The 16,140-nt window shown below is 68.8% G+C and carries 17 protein-coding genes; 15 read left to right on the plus strand and 2 right to left on the minus strand.

Annotated elements, in window-relative coordinates; all coding sequences use genetic code 11:
• The 5 genes from thrB (at nt 1) to prmC (ending at nt 5,905) form a co-directional block, all read left to right on the plus strand.
• Nucleotides 1–1,041, plus strand: coding sequence for a homoserine kinase (gene thrB, locus OX958_RS11460; protein WP_270137271.1), 1,041 nt, complete (start codon nt 1–3; stop codon nt 1,039–1,041).
• A gap of 268 nt (nt 1,042–1,309) precedes the next feature.
• Entirely contained in the window at nt 1,310–3,547 is a 2,238-nt protein-coding gene (rho, locus tag OX958_RS11465) for a transcription termination factor Rho (protein ID WP_270137272.1), read from the plus strand.
• A 146-nt stretch (nt 3,548–3,693) separates the two neighbouring features.
• Nucleotides 3,694–3,900, plus strand: coding sequence for a 50S ribosomal protein L31 (gene rpmE / locus OX958_RS11470; RefSeq protein ID WP_270137273.1), 207 nt, complete (start codon nt 3,694–3,696; stop codon nt 3,898–3,900).
• A gap of 98 nt (nt 3,901–3,998) precedes the next feature.
• Complete coding sequence (gene prfA, locus OX958_RS11475; RefSeq protein ID WP_270137274.1) at nt 3,999–5,075, plus strand: peptide chain release factor 1; 1,077 nt, start codon at nt 3,999–4,001, stop codon at nt 5,073–5,075.
• The gene (gene prmC / locus OX958_RS11480; protein ID WP_270137275.1) at nt 5,072–5,905 is read left to right on the plus strand and encodes a peptide chain release factor N(5)-glutamine methyltransferase; all 834 of its coding nucleotides are present in this window, start codon (nt 5,072–5,074) and stop codon (nt 5,903–5,905) included. Before prfA ends, prmC begins: the two co-directional genes overlap by 4 nt.
• Here prmC and OX958_RS11485 read toward each other — a convergent pair whose 3' ends face one another.
• Entirely contained in the window at nt 5,906–6,865 is a 960-nt protein-coding gene (locus tag OX958_RS11485) for a hypothetical protein (protein WP_270137276.1), read from the minus strand.
• A 46-nt stretch (nt 6,866–6,911) separates the two neighbouring features.
• On the minus strand, nt 6,912–7,928 hold the full coding sequence (locus OX958_RS11490; RefSeq protein WP_270137277.1) for an adenosine deaminase: 1,017 nt from the start codon (nt 7,926–7,928) through the stop codon (nt 6,912–6,914).
• Nucleotides 7,929–8,038: 110 nt separating this feature from the next.
• Here OX958_RS11490 and OX958_RS11495 point away from each other — a divergent pair, with 110 nt between their 5' ends.
• From OX958_RS11495 to OX958_RS11540, 10 genes are all read left to right on the plus strand, one after another.
• Complete coding sequence (locus OX958_RS11495; RefSeq protein ID WP_442913260.1) at nt 8,039–8,794, plus strand: L-threonylcarbamoyladenylate synthase; 756 nt, start codon at nt 8,039–8,041, stop codon at nt 8,792–8,794.
• A complete protein-coding gene (locus OX958_RS11500; protein WP_270137279.1) occupies nt 8,794–9,912 on the plus strand; it encodes a glycosyltransferase family 4 protein in 1,119 nt (372 codons plus the stop codon). The genes OX958_RS11495 and OX958_RS11500 overlap by 1 nt, the downstream gene beginning before the upstream one ends.
• Nucleotides 9,913–10,116: 204 nt before the next feature.
• Nucleotides 10,117–10,581 (plus strand): hypothetical protein, encoded by a 465-nt coding sequence (locus OX958_RS11505; protein WP_270137280.1) that lies wholly within the window; start codon nt 10,117–10,119, stop codon nt 10,579–10,581.
• 126 nt (nt 10,582–10,707) lie between these two features.
• Nucleotides 10,708–10,920 carry a hypothetical protein gene (locus tag OX958_RS11510; RefSeq protein ID WP_270137281.1) on the plus strand — a complete coding sequence of 71 codons (213 nt, stop codon included), beginning with the start codon at nt 10,708–10,710 and terminating at the stop codon, nt 10,918–10,920.
• Between the two features lie 97 nt (nt 10,921–11,017).
• Nucleotides 11,018–11,800, plus strand: coding sequence for a F0F1 ATP synthase subunit A (gene atpB / locus OX958_RS11515; RefSeq protein ID WP_270137282.1), 783 nt, complete (start codon nt 11,018–11,020; stop codon nt 11,798–11,800).
• A 71-nt stretch (nt 11,801–11,871) separates the two neighbouring features.
• Nucleotides 11,872–12,099, plus strand: a complete 228-nt coding sequence (atpE, locus tag OX958_RS11520) for an ATP synthase F0 subunit C (RefSeq protein WP_270137283.1) — start codon at nt 11,872–11,874, stop codon at nt 12,097–12,099.
• A 29-nt stretch (nt 12,100–12,128) separates the two neighbouring features.
• On the plus strand, nt 12,129–12,695 hold the full coding sequence (locus OX958_RS11525; RefSeq protein ID WP_270137284.1) for a F0F1 ATP synthase subunit B: 567 nt from the start codon (nt 12,129–12,131) through the stop codon (nt 12,693–12,695).
• The gene (locus OX958_RS11530; RefSeq protein WP_270137286.1) at nt 12,695–13,492 is read left to right on the plus strand and encodes a F0F1 ATP synthase subunit delta; all 798 of its coding nucleotides are present in this window, start codon (nt 12,695–12,697) and stop codon (nt 13,490–13,492) included. Before OX958_RS11525 ends, OX958_RS11530 begins: the two co-directional genes overlap by 1 nt.
• An 87-nt stretch (nt 13,493–13,579) precedes the next feature.
• Nucleotides 13,580–15,217: a F0F1 ATP synthase subunit alpha gene (gene atpA, locus OX958_RS11535; RefSeq protein WP_270137287.1), complete on the plus strand. Its 1,638-nt coding sequence runs from the start codon at nt 13,580–13,582 to the stop codon at nt 15,215–15,217.
• A gap of 6 nt (nt 15,218–15,223) precedes the next feature.
• Nucleotides 15,224–16,135: a F0F1 ATP synthase subunit gamma gene (locus tag OX958_RS11540; RefSeq protein ID WP_270137288.1), complete on the plus strand. Its 912-nt coding sequence runs from the start codon at nt 15,224–15,226 to the stop codon at nt 16,133–16,135.
• The last annotated feature ends 5 nt before the right edge of the window (nt 16,136–16,140 follow it).

The raw sequence follows: 16,140 nt of genomic DNA on the forward strand, positions 1-16,140 counted from the left end.
TTGGCACCGGCGACGGGTGGACCGGTCCGGGTCCGGGTCCCGGCCACCAGTGCGAATCTGGGCCCCGGCTTCGACGCCTTCGGTCTGGCCCTGACCCGGTACGACGAACTCACGGTGATCCCCGGCGGCGCCGGGGTCACCGTCGAGGTGACCGGCTCCGGCGAGGGCGAGGTCGCGCTGGACGAGACCCATCTGGTGGTGCGTTCGATCCGCGCCGGGCTGGAGTCGCTGGGCGCCGCCGTCCCCGGTTTCACGCTGCGCTGTGAGAACCGGATCCCGCACGGCCGCGGCCTGGGATCGTCGTCGGCCGCGATCGTCGGCGGGATCGCGGCGGCGTACGGGCTGGCCGGGGTGCCGCTCGATCGCGATCACCTGGTGGCACTGGCCAACGAGATCGAGGGTCATCCCGACAACGTTGCCGCCAGCGCGCTGGGTGGGTTCACGATCGCCTGGACCGACGGCGAGACCGGCCGGGCGATCCGGCTGGAGCCGGTGGCCGCGTTGTCGGTGATCGCCTACGTCCCGTCGACGCAGGTGCTGACCAAGGAGGCTCGCGGGTTGCTGCCCGCCGCCGTACCGCATGCGGATGCGGCCGCCAACGCGGGCCGAGCCGCTCTGCTGGTAGCGGCGCTGACCTCGCGGCCGGAGTTGCTGATGACAGCCACCGAGGACCGGCTGCACCAGGAGTACCGCGAACCCGCCATGCCCGAAAGCCTTGCCCTGGTGCACAAACTGCGGGGGAGCGGTCTGCCCGCGGTGGTGAGCGGGGCCGGACCGACGGTACTGGTGCTGGGCAGCCCACCGGAAGGACTCGGCGGCGACGACCTGGTGGACGACGAAGATCTGTCGAAACCCCCTGTGACCTCGACGGATGCCGGGCCGAACGTGGTCCCGGAGGCGCCCGACGGCTGGCATCGATTCGAGCTCGGCATCGATCCACTGGGCGTACAGGTCTGGTCGGCGGATGCAGAAAGACTGCTCGCCGAGGGCGGGAATGAACGATCCCGGACACGCGTTGAACACCTCGAGGCAGCAGACTGACCCTTGGTGGTGCTAGTCTCGGATCACCCGATCCCCTCCAGGTGATCGGCGAACTCTCGCCGCATCGGGCCAAGGTCCCGGCACCCAGGTGTACGTGGCGATCTCCCAGTGGAAGACTTGCGCCGCCTGCGCCGGACATTTCCGGGGGACCCCAGATTCAGCGAGAGCCGCCTCTCTGTACCCCGCGTCGCCGTTTCGTCGGTCGCGGGAGATGATTCCGGGCGATGAGCCTTCTGCGACTCGTCCATCCGTGTGGGAAGGACCTCACGTGACAGAAACTGTTGAAGCCTCCAGCGGAGCCGGTACCTCGGCCCCGGGCACCGACGCGACGGCTGCTGCCGGAACGCGGCGCCGCAAGTCCGGAGGCGGCCTCGAAGGCATGCTGCTCCCCGAGCTCAAGCAGCTCGCCGGGACGCTCGGCATCAAGGGCACCGGCGCGCTGCGCAAGGGCCAGCTGATCGAGGCGATCAAGGCCAACCAGGCGAGTATCGGCTCGGGCGGTTCCCGTTCGCGGTCGAGCCAGCCGACCCTGGACGAGGCCGCCGCGGAGCCCGTTGCCGCCAAGGCCCAGCCGGCCGCCAAGGCCGAGCCCGCCCAGGACGCGCCGCAGCGCACCGGCAGCCGCCGGACCCGCGCCGCCGCCACCCAGAGCACCGCGGAGCCGGCCACCCAGAACGGCGCCACCCCGGTGGCAGAGACGGCCCCGGCCGTGGCGCAGACCACCAGCCCGGTGGTCGAGGCTGCCGTGCAGGCGCCGGAGAGGACCCGCGAGCAGACCGACAACTCGCCGGCCGACAACTCCGACCGCGGCGACCGCAACGATCGTGGCGACCGCAACGAGGGCACCCGCGACCGCAATCGTGGCCGCGACAGCCAGCGCGACGGCCGTGACAACCAGGCCCGCGACAACCAGTCCCGCGACAACCAGCGCGACGGCCGCGACGCCCAGGCTCGCGACAACCAGTCCCGCGACAACCAGCGCGACGGTCGCGACAACCAGTCCCGCGACGGTGAGCAGAACCGCGGCGACGGCCAGCAGAACCGGGACGGCGGCCAGAACCGCGCCGACCGGGACGCCAACCGCGACGGTCAGCAGAACCGCACCGATCGGGACGGCAACCGCGACAACCCCCGGGACCGGCAGAACCAGGCCGACCGTGGCGAGGAGGGCGAGGGCCGCCGCCGTCGCCGCCGGGGCCGCGACCGCGAGCGCGGTACCGGCGACCGCCCCACGAACGAGCGCAACGACCGCGGTGACCGCAACGACCGCGGCCCCCGGGACAACCCGCGCAGCCGTGGCCGCAACGACCGGTTCGAGCCGGAGCCGACGATCAGCGAGGACGACGTCCTGGTCCCGGCCGCGGGCATCCTCGACGTGCTCGACAACTACGCCTTCGTCCGGACCAGCGGCTACCTGCCCGGCCCGAACGACGTGTACGTCGCGCTGTCGATGGTCAAGCGCTACGGCCTGCGCAAGGGTGACGCGATCACCGGTGCGGTGAAGCAGCCGTCCGACGGCGAGCGCAAGGAGAAGTTCAACCCGCTGGTGCGGATCGACACCGTCAACGGGTCGGACCCCGAGGTCGCCAAGCAGCGTCAGGACTTCAACAAGCTGACCCCGCTGTACGCGACCGAGCGGCTCCGGCTCGAGACCGAGTCGAACATCCTCACCACCCGGATCGTCGACATCGTCAGCCCGATCGGCAAGGGCCAGCGCGGCCTGATCGTCTCGCCGCCGAAGGCCGGCAAGACGATGGTGCTGCAGGCGCTGGCGAACGCGATCACCACGAACAACCCCGAAGTACACCTGATGGTCGTGCTGGTGGACGAGCGGCCCGAAGAGGTCACCGACATGCAGCGCACGGTCAAGGGTGAGGTCATCGCCTCCACCTTCGACCGGCCGGCCGACGACCACACCACGGTCGCGGAGCTGGCGATCGAGCGGGCCAAGCGGCTGGTCGAGCTGGGTCACGACGTGGTCGTGCTGCTGGACTCGATCACCCGGCTCGGCCGGGCGTACAACATCGCGGCCCCGGCCAGCGGCCGGATCCTGTCCGGTGGCGTCGACTCGTCGGCGCTGTACCCGCCGAAGCGGTTCTTCGGCGCGGCCCGCAACATCGAGGACGGCGGTTCGCTGACCATCCTCGCGACGGCGCTGATCGAGACCGGCTCCAAGATGGACGAGGTCATCTTCGAGGAGTTCAAGGGCACCGGCAACATGGAGCTCCGGCTCCGCCGCGAGTTCGCCGACCGCCGGATCTTCCCGGCCATCGACGTGGTCGCCTCCGGTACCCGCCGCGAAGAGCTGCTGATGTCCAAGGACGAGACCGCCGTGGTCTGGAAGCTCCGCCGGGTGCTGTCCGCCCTGGACGGCCAGGCCGCGCTGGAACTGCTGATCGGCAAGCTCAAGGAGAGCAAGTCGAACATCGAGTTCCTGATGCAGGTCAACAAGACCACCCCGTCCACGGGCGGCGGCAACGGCCGCAGTACCGACGACGGCAGCTAGACCGCGGTACTCCTGAACTGCCTGGATCGCCCCGGAATACCGGGGCGATTCGCGCGGTTGGGGGATCTGATGGCAAACTTGCCTGTTGGTTCCGGTTCACGTTCGCACCTGGCGGACGACCCGGAGCGCCAAACTCGAGGAGATCCATGAAGAGCGACATCCACCCGAACTACGTGGCGACCAAGGTCACCTGCGCCTGCGGTGCCTCGTTCGACACGCACTCGACCGCCGAGAGTGGCTCCATCCACTCCGACGTGTGCTCGCAGTGCCACCCCTTCTACACCGGCAAGCAGAAGATTCTCGACACCGGTGGCCGCGTCGCCCGCTTCGAGAAGCGGTACGCCAAGAAGTAGCTGCTTTCCGGCGCCGGTCCAAGAGTCCCCCAGAGGATTCGGGACCGGCGCCGTTGCGTTGTCCCGGAGATCTTGAGGCCCGAGGAAGGAGTGCGGACATGTTCGAAGCTGTACAGACGCTCAAGGCGGAGTACGCCGAGCTCGAGCGGCGGATGTCGGATCCCGAGCTGCACTCCGACCAGGCGGTGGCCCGTCAGGTCGGCAAGCGGTACGCCGCGCTGGCACCGGTGGTCCGCACCTACGACGAGTGGCTGCAGACCGCCGACGACATCGAGGCGGCCAAGGAGCTGGCGCACGAGGACGCGAGCTTCGCCGAGGAGGCGACCAGGCTCGAGCACCGGCGCGACGAACTGGCCGAGAAGCTGCAGGTGCTGCTGGTCCCGCGCGACCCGAGCGACGACAAGGACGCGATCCTCGAGATCAAGGCCGGTGAGGGCGGCGACGAGTCCGCGTTGTTCGCCGGCGACCTGCTGAAGATGTACCTGAAGTACGCCGAGTCGCAGAACTGGAAGACCGAGGTGCTCGACTCGGCCGAGTCCGATCTGGGCGGCTACAAGTCGATCACCGTCGCGGTGAAGGCCAAGGGCACGCCCGAGCCCGGCGAGGCGCCGTACGCGAAGCTGAAGTTCGAGGGTGGCGTGCACCGGGTCCAGCGGGTGCCGGTGACCGAGTCGCAGGGCCGGATCCACACCAGCGCGGCCGGCGTCCTGGTGCTGCCCGAGGCCGAGGACGTGGACGTCGAGATCGACCAGAACGACCTGCGGATCGACGTCTTCCGCTCCTCCGGTCCGGGCGGCCAGAGCGTCAACACGACCGACTCCGCGGTCCGGATCACGCACCTCCCGACCGGCATCGTCGTTTCCATGCAGAACGAGAAGTCCCAGCTGCAGAACCGTGAGCAAGCCATGCGAGTACTGCGGTCCCGGCTGCTCGCCGCCGCCCAGGAGGCCGCCGACCAGGAGGCGTCCGACGCCCGGCGTTCGCAGATCCGCACGGTCGACCGCTCGGAGCGCGTCCGCACCTACAACTTCCCGGAGAACCGCTTCTCCGACCACCGGGTCGGCTACAAGGCGCACAACCTGGACCAGGTGCTCAACGGTGACATCGCCGCCGTGATCCAGGCCCTGACCGAAGCGGATCTCACCGCTCGCCTAGAGGCCGTCGACAGCCAGTGAGCGTCCGCACTCTGCTCGCCGAAGCCACCCACCAGCTGGCGGAGGCAGGTGTCGCCTCACCCGACTACGACGCCGCTGAGCTCCTTGCCCACGTCACCGGCGTACGCCGCATGCAGCTGGGCCTCGTAAAGCCCACAGCCGACCAGGAAGCGCAGTACGCCGCACTGCTGGCCCGTCGGGCCCAACGCGAGCCACTGCAGCACCTGACCGGTACTGCGGCCTTCCGCTACCGGGACCTGGCTGTCGGGCCAGGGGTCTTCGTGCCGCGGCCGGAGACCGAGGTGCTCGTGGGGTGGATTCTGGACAAGCTCGCCGACATCGAGAACCCGTTGGTGGTCGACCTCTGCAGCGGCTCGGGTGCGATCGCCGGAGCTGTCGCCACCGAGCGACCGGACAGCACTGTGCACGCAGTGGAGTTGTCGGCCGACGCCTGTGTCTGGGCTCGCCGCAACCTGGCCGGGACCGGTGCCACCCTCCACGAGGGCGACATCGACGGCTGCCTGCCGGAGTTGGACGGGCAGATCGACGCAGTCATCTCCAACCCGCCGTACATTCCGTTGACCGCGTGGGAGTCCGTCACGGCCGAAGTACGGGACCACGACCCGGCACTCGCGCTGTGGTCGGGCGATGACGGCCTGGACGAGATCAAGATCGTAGCGGCCACGGCCGGCCGGCTGCTCAAGCCCGGTGGCTGGTTCGGCTGCGAGCACGCCGACGTACAGGGGGAGTCCGCGCCGGCGGTGTTCGCCTCGACAGGGCTCTTCACCGAGGTCCGCGACCAGCTGGACCTGGCCGGCCGCCATCGCTTCGCCACCGGCCGCCGGGTCTGACTACTCGTAGACCACGAACTCCGGGCGGGGTTTGAGCGCCATCACCTCGGCGGGCGTCATCAGCGGCCCGTGCCGGGTGTCTTCCTGGTAGAAGAGCTTGAAGCCCCCGTGCACGCCGGGTGCCATCCCTGGCGTCAGCTTGCGCCAGGTGGACTCCTTGGCCGAGCGGCTGCCGATGCCGTCGACCGACTTGATCACGGCAACTCCCGGGTGCTGCTTCAGCGCCTTCTCGTTGCTGACGATCCGCGCCGACAACTGATGGAAGACGAACGCCTTCTCCGGCAGATCGTGCTCGGCGACCAGACCTGACAGGTACTGCGCGATGCTGTCCAGCTCGGCGCCGGTCGTTCGCCCGAACACCTTGCCCGGCACCTGACCGGGCCCGACGGCCCACTCCGGGTCGTAGGCGAGCCCGACGTCAGGCTCCTTCAGCCAGCGCTCCTGCCGTTTCACCTCGTCGAGGATCTTCGCCCGGCCCGGCTGGATGTCCAGCAGCAGCAGCATCTTGTGCGCGCGGGCGACCTCGAGATAGTCGGCGATCTTCTCGTCGGAGATCCGGTTGCGGTACTTGCCGTCCTTGCCCGGACTGCCGTTGGCGACCACCACGATGAGTTCGAGCACAGGCAGTGGGGTCCGGCCGACCGCATAGGCCTTGGCGAGCTTCTCCAGCTTGTCCGCCTTGGCGTCCAGGTCCTTGTCCAGCGGCCCGAGCGCGGGCGAGCCCGGCAGGCCGACGTACCCGACGAGCTGGTACTTCGGAAAGAGCTGCCGCCCGCCGCGGGGGAGATCGCCATCGGCCACGGGAGCGGGCGCCGGGCTGGTCCCCGACGCGGACGGCTTGGCGACGGTCTGGCTCGGCGGCGTCGAACCCGCCTCGGCCCGGTCGTCGCTCTTGCCCTCACTACAGCCCGCCGCCACCAGCAGCATCGAACTCAGAAGCACCACAGCCGTCGTACGCACCGGACCAGACAACCATGCCGTCCCACCAAACCCACGCGGAGGCGTGTCACGCCTGGGCGACGTACTCATCGATCTCCGCGAGCAGTGCGGTCTTCGTGCCGTCATCGGCGAAGGACACCTCGACGGCGGTACGGGCCAGGTCGGCCGCGCCCTGGTTGTCGAGGTTCAGCAGGTCGGCGGCGACGGCGTACTCGCTGACCAGGTCGGTGCCGAACATCGGCGGGTCGTCGGAGTTGATGGTGACCACCAGGCCGGCCTCGACCATCCCGCGCAGCGGGTGTTCGTCGTACGACGCGACCACGCGGGTGGCCAGGTTGGAGGTCGGGCTGACCTCGAGCGGGATCCGGTGCTCACCCAGGTGGTCGACCAGCGCCGGGTCCTGCAGGGCGGAGGTGCCGTGACCGATCCGCTCGGCCTTCAGCACCCGCAGCGCGTCCCAGATGGTCTCCGGGCCGGTGGTCTCGCCCGCGTGCGGCACGCTGTGCAGCCCGGCCGCGCGGGCAGCATCGAAGTACGGGGCGAACTGCGGCCGCGGTACGCCGATCTCCGGGCCGCCGAGGCCGAAGCCGACCAGACCCTCGGGGCGGAGCTCGGTCGCGATCCGCAGCGTCTCGGCGGCAGCGGGCAGACCGGACTCGCCGGGGATGTCGAAGATCCAGCGCAGGACCACGCCGAGCTCCTTCTCCGCCGCGGTCCGGGCGTCCTCGATCGCCTCGCAGAACGCCTCCGGCGCGACTCCGCGCAGTACCGACGTGTACGGCGTGACGGTGAGCTCGCAGTACCGGATGTTCTGGCCGGCCATCTCGCGGGCGACCTCGTAGGTCAGCAGCCGGACGTCCTCGGGCGTGCTGATCAGGTCGACCACGGACAGGTAGATCTCGATGAACTTGGCGAAGTCGGTGAAGACGAAGTACTCCGCGAGCGCGGCGGCATCGGCCGGAACCCGGGTCCCGGGGTGCCTGGCGGCGAGCTCGGCGACGATCCGCGGCGAGGCCGAACCGACGTGGTGGACATGCAGTTCGGCCTTCGGCAGGCCGGCCAGGAACTCACGCGTCACAGTCATGGCGGGGATCTTATGCACGCCCACCGGTACCGCGCCGGGAAGCTGACAATCGATTGTCAGAAGTGCGCTGCGTGAACCCAAGTGGAGCGCGGAGGCCCGTTGGTGACACGATGCACCCCGTGAGCGAGCGCTTTGACTTCACCGGTGACGAGTTGGCGCCGGCCTACCGCGCGGCCGTGGACGCGATCGAGGCGGGCGACCTGGTCGTGCTGCCGACCGACACGGTCTACGGGATTGCCGCCGACGCCTTCAAGGCCGACGCCGTCCAGCGGCTGCTGGACGCCAAGGGTCGTGGCCGCGACATGCCGCCCCCGGTACTGATTTCGGTGGTCGAGTCGCTGGACGCGCTGGCGACCGACGTACCGGATGCCGGACGGAAGCTGTGCGAGGCGTTCTGGCCGGGTCCGCTGACGGTGATCTGCCACGCGCAGGGATCGCTGATGTGGGACCTGGGGGACACCCAGGGAACCGTCGCGCTGCGGGTGCCCGACCACGAGAACACCCGCGAGCTGCTGTCGCGCACGGGACCGCTGGCCGTGAGCTCCGCCAACCTGAGCGGTCAGCCGGCGGCGCTGGACGTGTACGACGCCGAGGAGCAGTTGCTGGACACCGTGGCCGTCTACCTCGACGGTGGCGCGGTGGACGGCGGCGAGCCGTCGACGATCGTCGACCTGACCGGCGACTTCCCGCACATCGTCCGGATCGGCGCTCTGTCGGTGCGGCAGATCCGCGACGTCGTGCCCGAGGCGACCACGGACGACGAGCCAACCGAAGTCGCACCCGAGGCGTCAGAGGAAGAGACGAAGAAGGACGACGAGCCCACCGCGAAGCAGGAGAAGGCGACCGATGTGAGGCCTGCGGACTAGTGCGCGAGTATCTGCTGGTCCTGTTCGTGGCGATGGCCACGACCTTCCTGCTGACCGGTGTGGCCCGGCAGATCGCCCTGCGGTACGGCGCCGTCGCCAAGGTCCGGACCCGGGACGTGCACAAGGTCCCGATCCCGTACTTCGGCGGCGTCTCGATCCTGGCCGGCCTGATCGCCGGCTTCGCGGTCGCCTCCAACCTGCCCTTCCTCGGCGACAGCCTGCAGGTCGCCCACGACGCCCGCGCGATCCTGGTCGGCGGGGTGGTGATCTGCGCCGTCGGCGTGATCGACGACCTGTACGAACTGGACGCGATCACCAAGCTGGCCGGTCAGGTGCTGGCCGTCGGCGTGATGGTTGTCCAGGGCATCCAGCTGTACTGGCTGCCGCTGCCCGGCGGCATCTTCTCGCCGCCACCGGCCCAGCTCGCCGTACTGACCGCGGGCATCCTGCTGGTCTCCACCAACGCGGTGAACTTCGTCGACGGCCTGGACGGTCTGGCCGCCGGCGTCACCGCGATCGGCGCCGGCGCCTTCTTCACCTACTCCTACCTGCTGAACGTCGAGCAGAACCTCGACCGGGCCACCACCTCGACGCTGATCACGGTCGCGCTGGCCGGCGCCTGCCTGGGCTTCCTGCCGCACAACTTCTTTCCAGCAAGGGTTTTCATGGGCGACTCGGGCGCCCTGCTGATCGGATTGATGCTGGCCGCGTCGACGATCAGCCTGACCGGTCAGATGGACCCCAACGCCGTTCCGTACGAGGTCGGTGGCTCCAGCCTGCTGCCCGCGCTGCTCCCGCTGATCCTGCCGATCGCGGTGCTGGCGATCCCGGCGCTCGACCTGACGATGGCCTACGTCCGCCGGACGAAGGCCGGCCGTTCGCCGTTCGCGGCCGACAAGCTGCACCTCCACCACCGGCTGATGCAACGCGGCCACTCGCACCGTCGCGCGGTCCTGCTGATGTACCTGTGGACGTTCCTGATCTCGTTCGGCGTGGTGGTCCTCGGGCTGCAACTGAAGTGGTGGACGGCCCTGCTCGTGCTCGCGGTCGCGGTCACCGCCATCCTGCTCACCACCGGCCTGCCCCGGCGCGCCGGACGGACCCTCTCGAAGGTCTGACGGACGCCTGACGGGGACCAGACCAGTGGGCCTCCTGGCCTACCGATAGGGTGTGCGTGTACAGCGGCAGGGATGCTCGTTTTGCTGACGTGACAGACTTTGTGCTAGTTTTCACAAGCACCAGCAGGAACAGCTTCACCCTGACCCCGCCCACCAGACGACCGAGGGCAGCAATCCCGGTCGCCAGCAGGACGGAACCACCAGATGGCTCCCCAGGCAAGCCCCCCGAGCGAAGCCGGTCAAGCGACCAGGCACCCGGCTCTGGCGATGTTGCGCGGCGCTCTCGTGGCCGGCGTCGTCGTAGGGCTCAACGCGGCGGCGGTCTCGGTGGTGGCTGCCGGTCTCAAGGGCCTGTGGGGTGCCCTGCTGGGCCTGCTGATGGTGATCATCTTCTCCGGCGCCGGTCTGCTGGCGCTGCACCTGGCCCGGCACGCCTCGCCCACCCTGCAGTTGGCCGTGGCGATGGGCTCGTACACCGGCCGGATCGCCGTCTTCGGCGGTCTGCTGATCATTGCCCTCAGCTCCGACAGCCTCGCCGCGAACGTCAACCTGACCACGCTGGGAGTCAGTGCGATCCTCGTGGTGATGGGCTGGATGGCCGGCGAGATCTGGGCCTGGTCGCGGCTGCGGGTCCCGATCTACGATCTTGACCACGAGGTGAACACGTGAGCACGCTGCGTGACACCACCAGTGGCCGTCTTCCCGGCCTGATCGAGGGTGTGGTGAACCGCACTGCGCCCTCCGCCCGGGCCGATGTGACCCGGCGTGTCGCCGACTGGTACCTTTCGGGTGCCAATGAGCCAGCCCGAGGATCCGAAGCCGACGCCGAACACATCCGGCGATGGCTGGCGGGTCCTGTCCTACTTGATCGGCGGAATCGTCGTCTACGGGGGCATCGGATTCGGGTTGGATCGCTGGCTGGACACCCCTTTCTTTCTTCCGCTGGGCATCATCGTCGGTGCCGGACTGACCATTGCGATGCTGCTGTTCCGGTACGGGCGATCCTGAGTCCTGCCGGGTCTGACGTAGTTGACCGCCTTGCCCTGAGCCGCCCTGCCCTTAGCCATATGGCGAACGACTTGAGCACGACGCGAGAGGAGACCCGGTGATCGCCGGAGTTTCGACCGAGTTCATCCCGCCCGGTCCGGGAAGTTTCGACCTACCGCCCATCATCGACGGCGTCGAATGGTTCACCAAGCCTGTCCTGGTGGCCACGTTGTCGGTCGTCGTGATCGCCTGGTTCTTCTGGGGAGCCGCCCGCAAGTCCGCGGTCGTGCCCGGCCGCCTGCAGTTCGCCGGCGAACTGGGCTACAACTTCGTCCGCAACACGATCGCCCGGGACACGATCGGCACCAAGGAGTACATGAAGTTCGTGCCGTACCTGTTCGGCCTGTTCTTCTTCATCCTGCTGAACAACGTCGCGGCGTCGATCCCGTTCCTCCAGTTCCCGACCTTCAGCCACGTCGGCTGGGCCTACGCCGCCGGTGTTTCCAGCTGGCTGGTCTACAACGTGGTCGGTATCCGCAGGCACGGACTGTGGGGCTACTTCAAGCACCAGACGATGCCGGCCGGTGTGCCGCTGGCCCTGCTGCCGCTGATGATCCCGATCGAGTTCGTTTCGAACATCGTGGTCCGGCCGTTCTCGCTGGCCGTGCGGCTGTTCGCCAACATGTTCGCCGGGCACATCCTGCTGCTGGTGTTCGTGCTCGGTGGCGAGTACATGCTGTTCGAGTCCGGCAGCATCGCCGTCGCCGGCGCCGGTGTCGTCACCTTCCTGATGGGGCTGGCCATCGCCGGACTGGAGCTGTTCGTCCAGTGCATCCAGGCCTACATCTTCGTCATCCTCTCGGCGCAGTACATCGGTAGCGCGCTGGCCGAGGACCACTGACCGGTCCGCTTCGGACCCCGCACCACCCCTGACCCCACAGCTTTATCCGTATCGAAAGGAACCACACTCCAATGATGGCTCTTGAAATCACCGGCGACATCGTCATGCTCGGCTACGGGCTGGCCACGCTCGGACCTGGTATCGGCGTCGGTCTGATCTTCGCCGCGGTGATCAACGGAACCGCCCGTCAGCCGGAGGCGCAGAGCAAGCTGCAGTCCATCGCCTGGATCGGTTTCGGCGTCGTCGAGGTGCTGGCGATCATCGGTATCGCCTTGGCCTTCGTCTTCCAAGGCAGCTGACCGAACTCTCCGACTGACAGGATCAAGACATGCTGACGAAAGTGCTTCCACTGTCGGCAGCGGGCGAGAACAACCCGCTGATGCCGCACCTGTCCGAGGTGATCTTCGGTTTCGTCTTCCTGATCCTGCTGACCATCCTTGCCCGCAAGTTCGTCGTCCCGAGGTTCGAGAAGGCCTACGCCGACCGGACCCAGGCCATCGAAGGCGGCATGGAGGCGGCCAAGCAGGCTCAGACCGAGGCGAAGGCAGCGCTCGACAAGTACAACGCGCAGCTGGCGGAAGCCCGGCAGGAAGCTGCGAAGATCCGCGAGGACGCGCGTGAGCAGGGTGCGCTCATCATCGCGGAGCTGCGCGAGCAGGCGAACACCGAAGCCGAGCGGATCGTGACGCACGCCCGGACCCAGATCGAGGCCGAGCGGGCTCAGGCCGTCGCGTCACTGCGCAGCGAGGTCGGCACCATGGCGACCACGCTGGCCGGCCGGATCGTCGGCGAATCGCTCGAGGACGAGGCGCGTCAGCGCCGCACCGTCGAGCGCTTCCTGGCGGACCTGGAAGCGTCGGAGTCGGCTCGCCAGGCAGTTGGAACGGACGGCTGATGCGCGGCGCATCGAGGGAGTCACTCGCCCGGGCCCAGGAGGCCCTGGCGGGTGTCACCGTCACCGAAGGCCTGGGCGCCGAGTTGTTCTCGGTGGCCAAGCTGCTCGACGGCAACGGCTCGCTCCGGCGGGCGCTGACCGACCCGGGCCGCTCGGGCGCGACCAAGACCGAGCTCGCCGAGCAGTTGTTCAGTGGCAAGATCTCCGCCCCGGCGCAGACGATCCTGTCCGCCGCCGTGGCCGGCCGCTGGGTCAGCGGCCGTGACCTCGCCGACGCGCTCGACCAGCTGAGCGTGGAGGCCGACGTCGCGTACGCCGACGGCCAGCGCAAGCTGGACGAACTGGAGGACGAGCTGTTCCGGCTCGACCGGGTGGTCACCGCCGAGCGGCAGCTCAACGACAAGCTGAGCGACCGCAACATCGCGGTGACGGCCCGGCAGGAACTGATCCACGGACTGCTGCAGGGCAAGGCCGACCCCGCCACCGTGCGGCTGGCCGAGCGGGCGGTGGACGGCCGGGGCCGCAACTTCGCGGGCTCCATGCGGTCCTACCAGGTCGCGGCCGCGGCCCGGCGCAGCGCCAGCATCGCGACCGTCCGGGTCGCCGCCGAGCTGTCCGAGGCGGAGCGCACCCGGCTCGCCGCGGTGCTCGGCCGGCAGTACGGCCGCGACATCCAGCTGAACGTGATCGTCGACCCCTCGGTCGTCGGCGGCGTCCGGGTGGACATCGGTGACGAAGTGATCGACGGAACCATCGCGGCCAGGCTCGACGAGGCGCAACGGCGCATCGCGGGCTGACCCTAACGACATAACGGCGCTAGTGGTCAGCAAGCCTCTAGAGCCCATCACCAGGCCAGAAGGTCAAGGAAGCAGGGACGGAAGATAATGGCTGAGCTCACGATCAGGCCGGAGGAGATCCGGGACGCCCTGGATCAGTTCGTCCGCAACTACGAGCCGGACGAGGCCGCCCGCGAAGAGGTCGGCACCGTGATCGACGCGGGCGACGGCATCGCGCACGTCGAGGGACTGCCCTCGGCGATGACCAACGAGCTGCTCGTGTTCGAGGACGGCACCCAGGGCATCGCGCTGAACCTCGACGTCCGCAACATCGGCGTCGTCGTGCTCGGCGAGTTCGGTGGTATCGAGGAGGGCCAGCAGGTCCGCCGGACCGGCACGGTCCTCTCGGTCCCGGTCGGCGAGGGCTACCTGGGTCGCGTCGTCGACCCGCTGGGCAAGCCGATCGACGGCCTCGGTGAGATCACCGGCATCGAGGGCAGCCGCGCGCTGGAGCTGCAGGCAGCCGGCGTGATGGACCGCCAGGAGGTCCGCGAGCCGCTGCAGACCGGGATCAAGGCGATCGACGGGATGATCCCGATCGGCCGGGGCCAGCGTCAGCTGATCATCGGTGACCGCAAGACCGGCAAGACCGCGATCGCGATCGACACGATCATCAACCAGAAGGCCAACTGGGACTCCGGCGACCCGAAGAAGCAGGTTCGCTGCATCTACGTCGCGATCGGCCAGAAGGGCTCGACGATCGCCGCCGTCCGCGGCGCGCTCGAAGAGGCCGGCGCGATGGAGTACACCACCATCGTCGCCTCCCCGGCGTCCGACGCGGCCGGCTTCAAGTACGTCGCGCCGTACACCGGTTCGGCCATCGGCCAGCACTGGATGTACCAGGGCAAGCACGTCCTGATCGTGTTCGACGACCTGACCAAGCAGGCCGAGGCCTACCGGTCGATGTCGCTGCTGCTGCGCCGCCCGCCGGGCCGTGAGGCCTACCCGGGTGACGTCTTCTACCTGCACAGCCGGCTGCTCGAGCGCTGCGCGAAGCTGAGCGACGAGCTGGGCGCCGGCTCGATGACCGGTCTGCCGGTGATCGAGACCAAGGCCAACGACGTCTCGGCCTTCATCCCGACCAACGTCATCTCCATCACCGACGGCCAGATCTTCCTGCAGTCCGACCTGTTCAACGCGAACATCCGGCCGGCCATCGACGTCGGCATCTCGGTGTCGCGGGTCGGCGGCGCCGCCCAGGTCAAGGGCATGAAGAAGGTCTCCGGCACGCTGAAGCTGGACCTCGCCCAGTTCCGCGCGATGGAGGCGTTCGCGATGTTCGCCTCCGACCTCGACGCCACCTCGCGCCGCCAGCTGGACCGCGGTCAGCGACTGGTCGAGCTGCTGCGTCAGCCGCAGTACTCGCCGTACCCGGTCGAGGACCAGACCGTCTCGATCTGGGCCGGTACCACCGGCAAGTTCGACGACGTCCCGGTCAACGACGTGCTCCGGTTCGAGCGTGAGTTCCTGGACTTCCTGCGCCGGGAGAGCAACGTGCTCGACGCCGTCCGCGAGTCGGGCAAGTTCGAGGAGGAGTCGGGCGACGCGGTGACCGAGGCGCTGAAGAAGTTCAAGCCGACCTTCCAGACCTCCGACGGCCAGCTGCTGGCCGGCAAGGAGGAGACGAAGGCGATGGACTCCGAGGACGTCGAGCAGGAGCAGATCACCAAGCAGAAGCGGGGCTGATCGTCCATGCCCGCAACCCAACGTGAGCTGAAGGATCGGCGGAGCTCCGTCTCCACGATCAAGAAGCTCACCCGTGCGATGGAGCTCATCGCGGCGTCCCGGATCGTCAAGGCGCAGCAACGCGCCAAGGCCGCCGGACCGTACGCGCGTGAGCTCACCCGAGCCGTGTCGGCGGTGGCGACGTTCTCGAACGTCGACCACCCGCTGACCACCGAGAAGCCGAACCCCAAGCGGGCCGCGGTGCTCCTGATCACCTCCGACCGCGGCCAGGCCGGCGCGTACTCCTCGTCCGTGATTCGCGAAGGTGAGCGGCTGAACCAGCTGCTGCGCGAGGACGACAAGGAGATCGTGCCGTTCCTGAGCGGCCGCAAGGGGATCGCCTACTACACCTTCCGGCAGCGCGACATCGCGCAGTCGTGGAGCGGTGACTCCGACGCGCCGTCGTTCGCCCGGGCGCGTGAGGTCGCCGACGCCCTGATCGAGGCCTTCCTGACCCCGACCGAGGAGGGCGGCGTGGACGAGATCCACATCGTCTTCACCCGGTTCGTGTCGATGCTGACCCAGCGCCCGGATGTCATCCGGTTGCTGCCGTTGGAGGTCGTCGAGGGCGAGGAGGCACCGGCCGCCGAGGACGTACTGCCGCTGTACGAGTTCGAGCCGTCCGCCGAGGACGTGCTCGACGGACTGCTGCCGAAGTACGTCGCGAGCCGGATCCACTACTGCATGCTGCAGGCGGCGGCCTCCGAGCTGGCCAGCCGGCAGCGCGCGATGAAGTCCGCGACGGACAACGCGCAGGATCTGATCGAACGACTGACCCGCGAGTACAACCAAGTGCGGCAGTCGGCCATTACCCAGGAAATCAGCGAGATCGTCGGTGGCGCGAACGCGCTGGCCGATGCCAACGCCGGGAGCGAGTGAGAGAG

The sequence above is a fragment of the Kribbella sp. CA-293567 genome, assembly GCF_027627575.1.
Classification (GTDB): domain Bacteria; phylum Actinomycetota; class Actinomycetes; order Propionibacteriales; family Kribbellaceae; genus Kribbella.

What these genes read in the sequence shown, in the direction of transcription:
- rpmE (WP_270137273.1), top strand. Translation starts at nt 3,694, where the DNA reads ATGAAGAGCGACATCCACCCGAACTACGTGGCGACCAAGGTCACCTGC.
- prfA (WP_270137274.1), top strand. Translation starts at nt 3,999, where the DNA reads ATGTTCGAAGCTGTACAGACGCTCAAGGCGGAGTACGCCGAGCTCGAG.
- OX958_RS11490 (WP_270137277.1), bottom strand. Translation starts at nt 7,928, where the DNA reads ATGACTGTGACGCGTGAGTTCCTGGCCGGCCTGCCGAAGGCCGAACTG.
- OX958_RS11495 (WP_442913260.1), top strand. Translation starts at nt 8,039, where the DNA reads ATGCACCCCGTGAGCGAGCGCTTTGACTTCACCGGTGACGAGTTGGCG.
- OX958_RS11505 (WP_270137280.1), top strand. Translation starts at nt 10,117, where the DNA reads ATGGCTCCCCAGGCAAGCCCCCCGAGCGAAGCCGGTCAAGCGACCAGG.
- OX958_RS11510 (WP_270137281.1), top strand. Translation starts at nt 10,708, where the DNA reads ATGAGCCAGCCCGAGGATCCGAAGCCGACGCCGAACACATCCGGCGAT.
- atpE (WP_270137283.1), top strand. Translation starts at nt 11,872, where the DNA reads ATGATGGCTCTTGAAATCACCGGCGACATCGTCATGCTCGGCTACGGG.
- OX958_RS11525 (WP_270137284.1), top strand. Translation starts at nt 12,129, where the DNA reads ATGCTGACGAAAGTGCTTCCACTGTCGGCAGCGGGCGAGAACAACCCG.
- OX958_RS11530 (WP_270137286.1), top strand. Translation starts at nt 12,695, where the DNA reads ATGCGCGGCGCATCGAGGGAGTCACTCGCCCGGGCCCAGGAGGCCCTG.
- atpA (WP_270137287.1), top strand. Translation starts at nt 13,580, where the DNA reads ATGGCTGAGCTCACGATCAGGCCGGAGGAGATCCGGGACGCCCTGGAT.
- OX958_RS11540 (WP_270137288.1), top strand. Translation starts at nt 15,224, where the DNA reads ATGCCCGCAACCCAACGTGAGCTGAAGGATCGGCGGAGCTCCGTCTCC.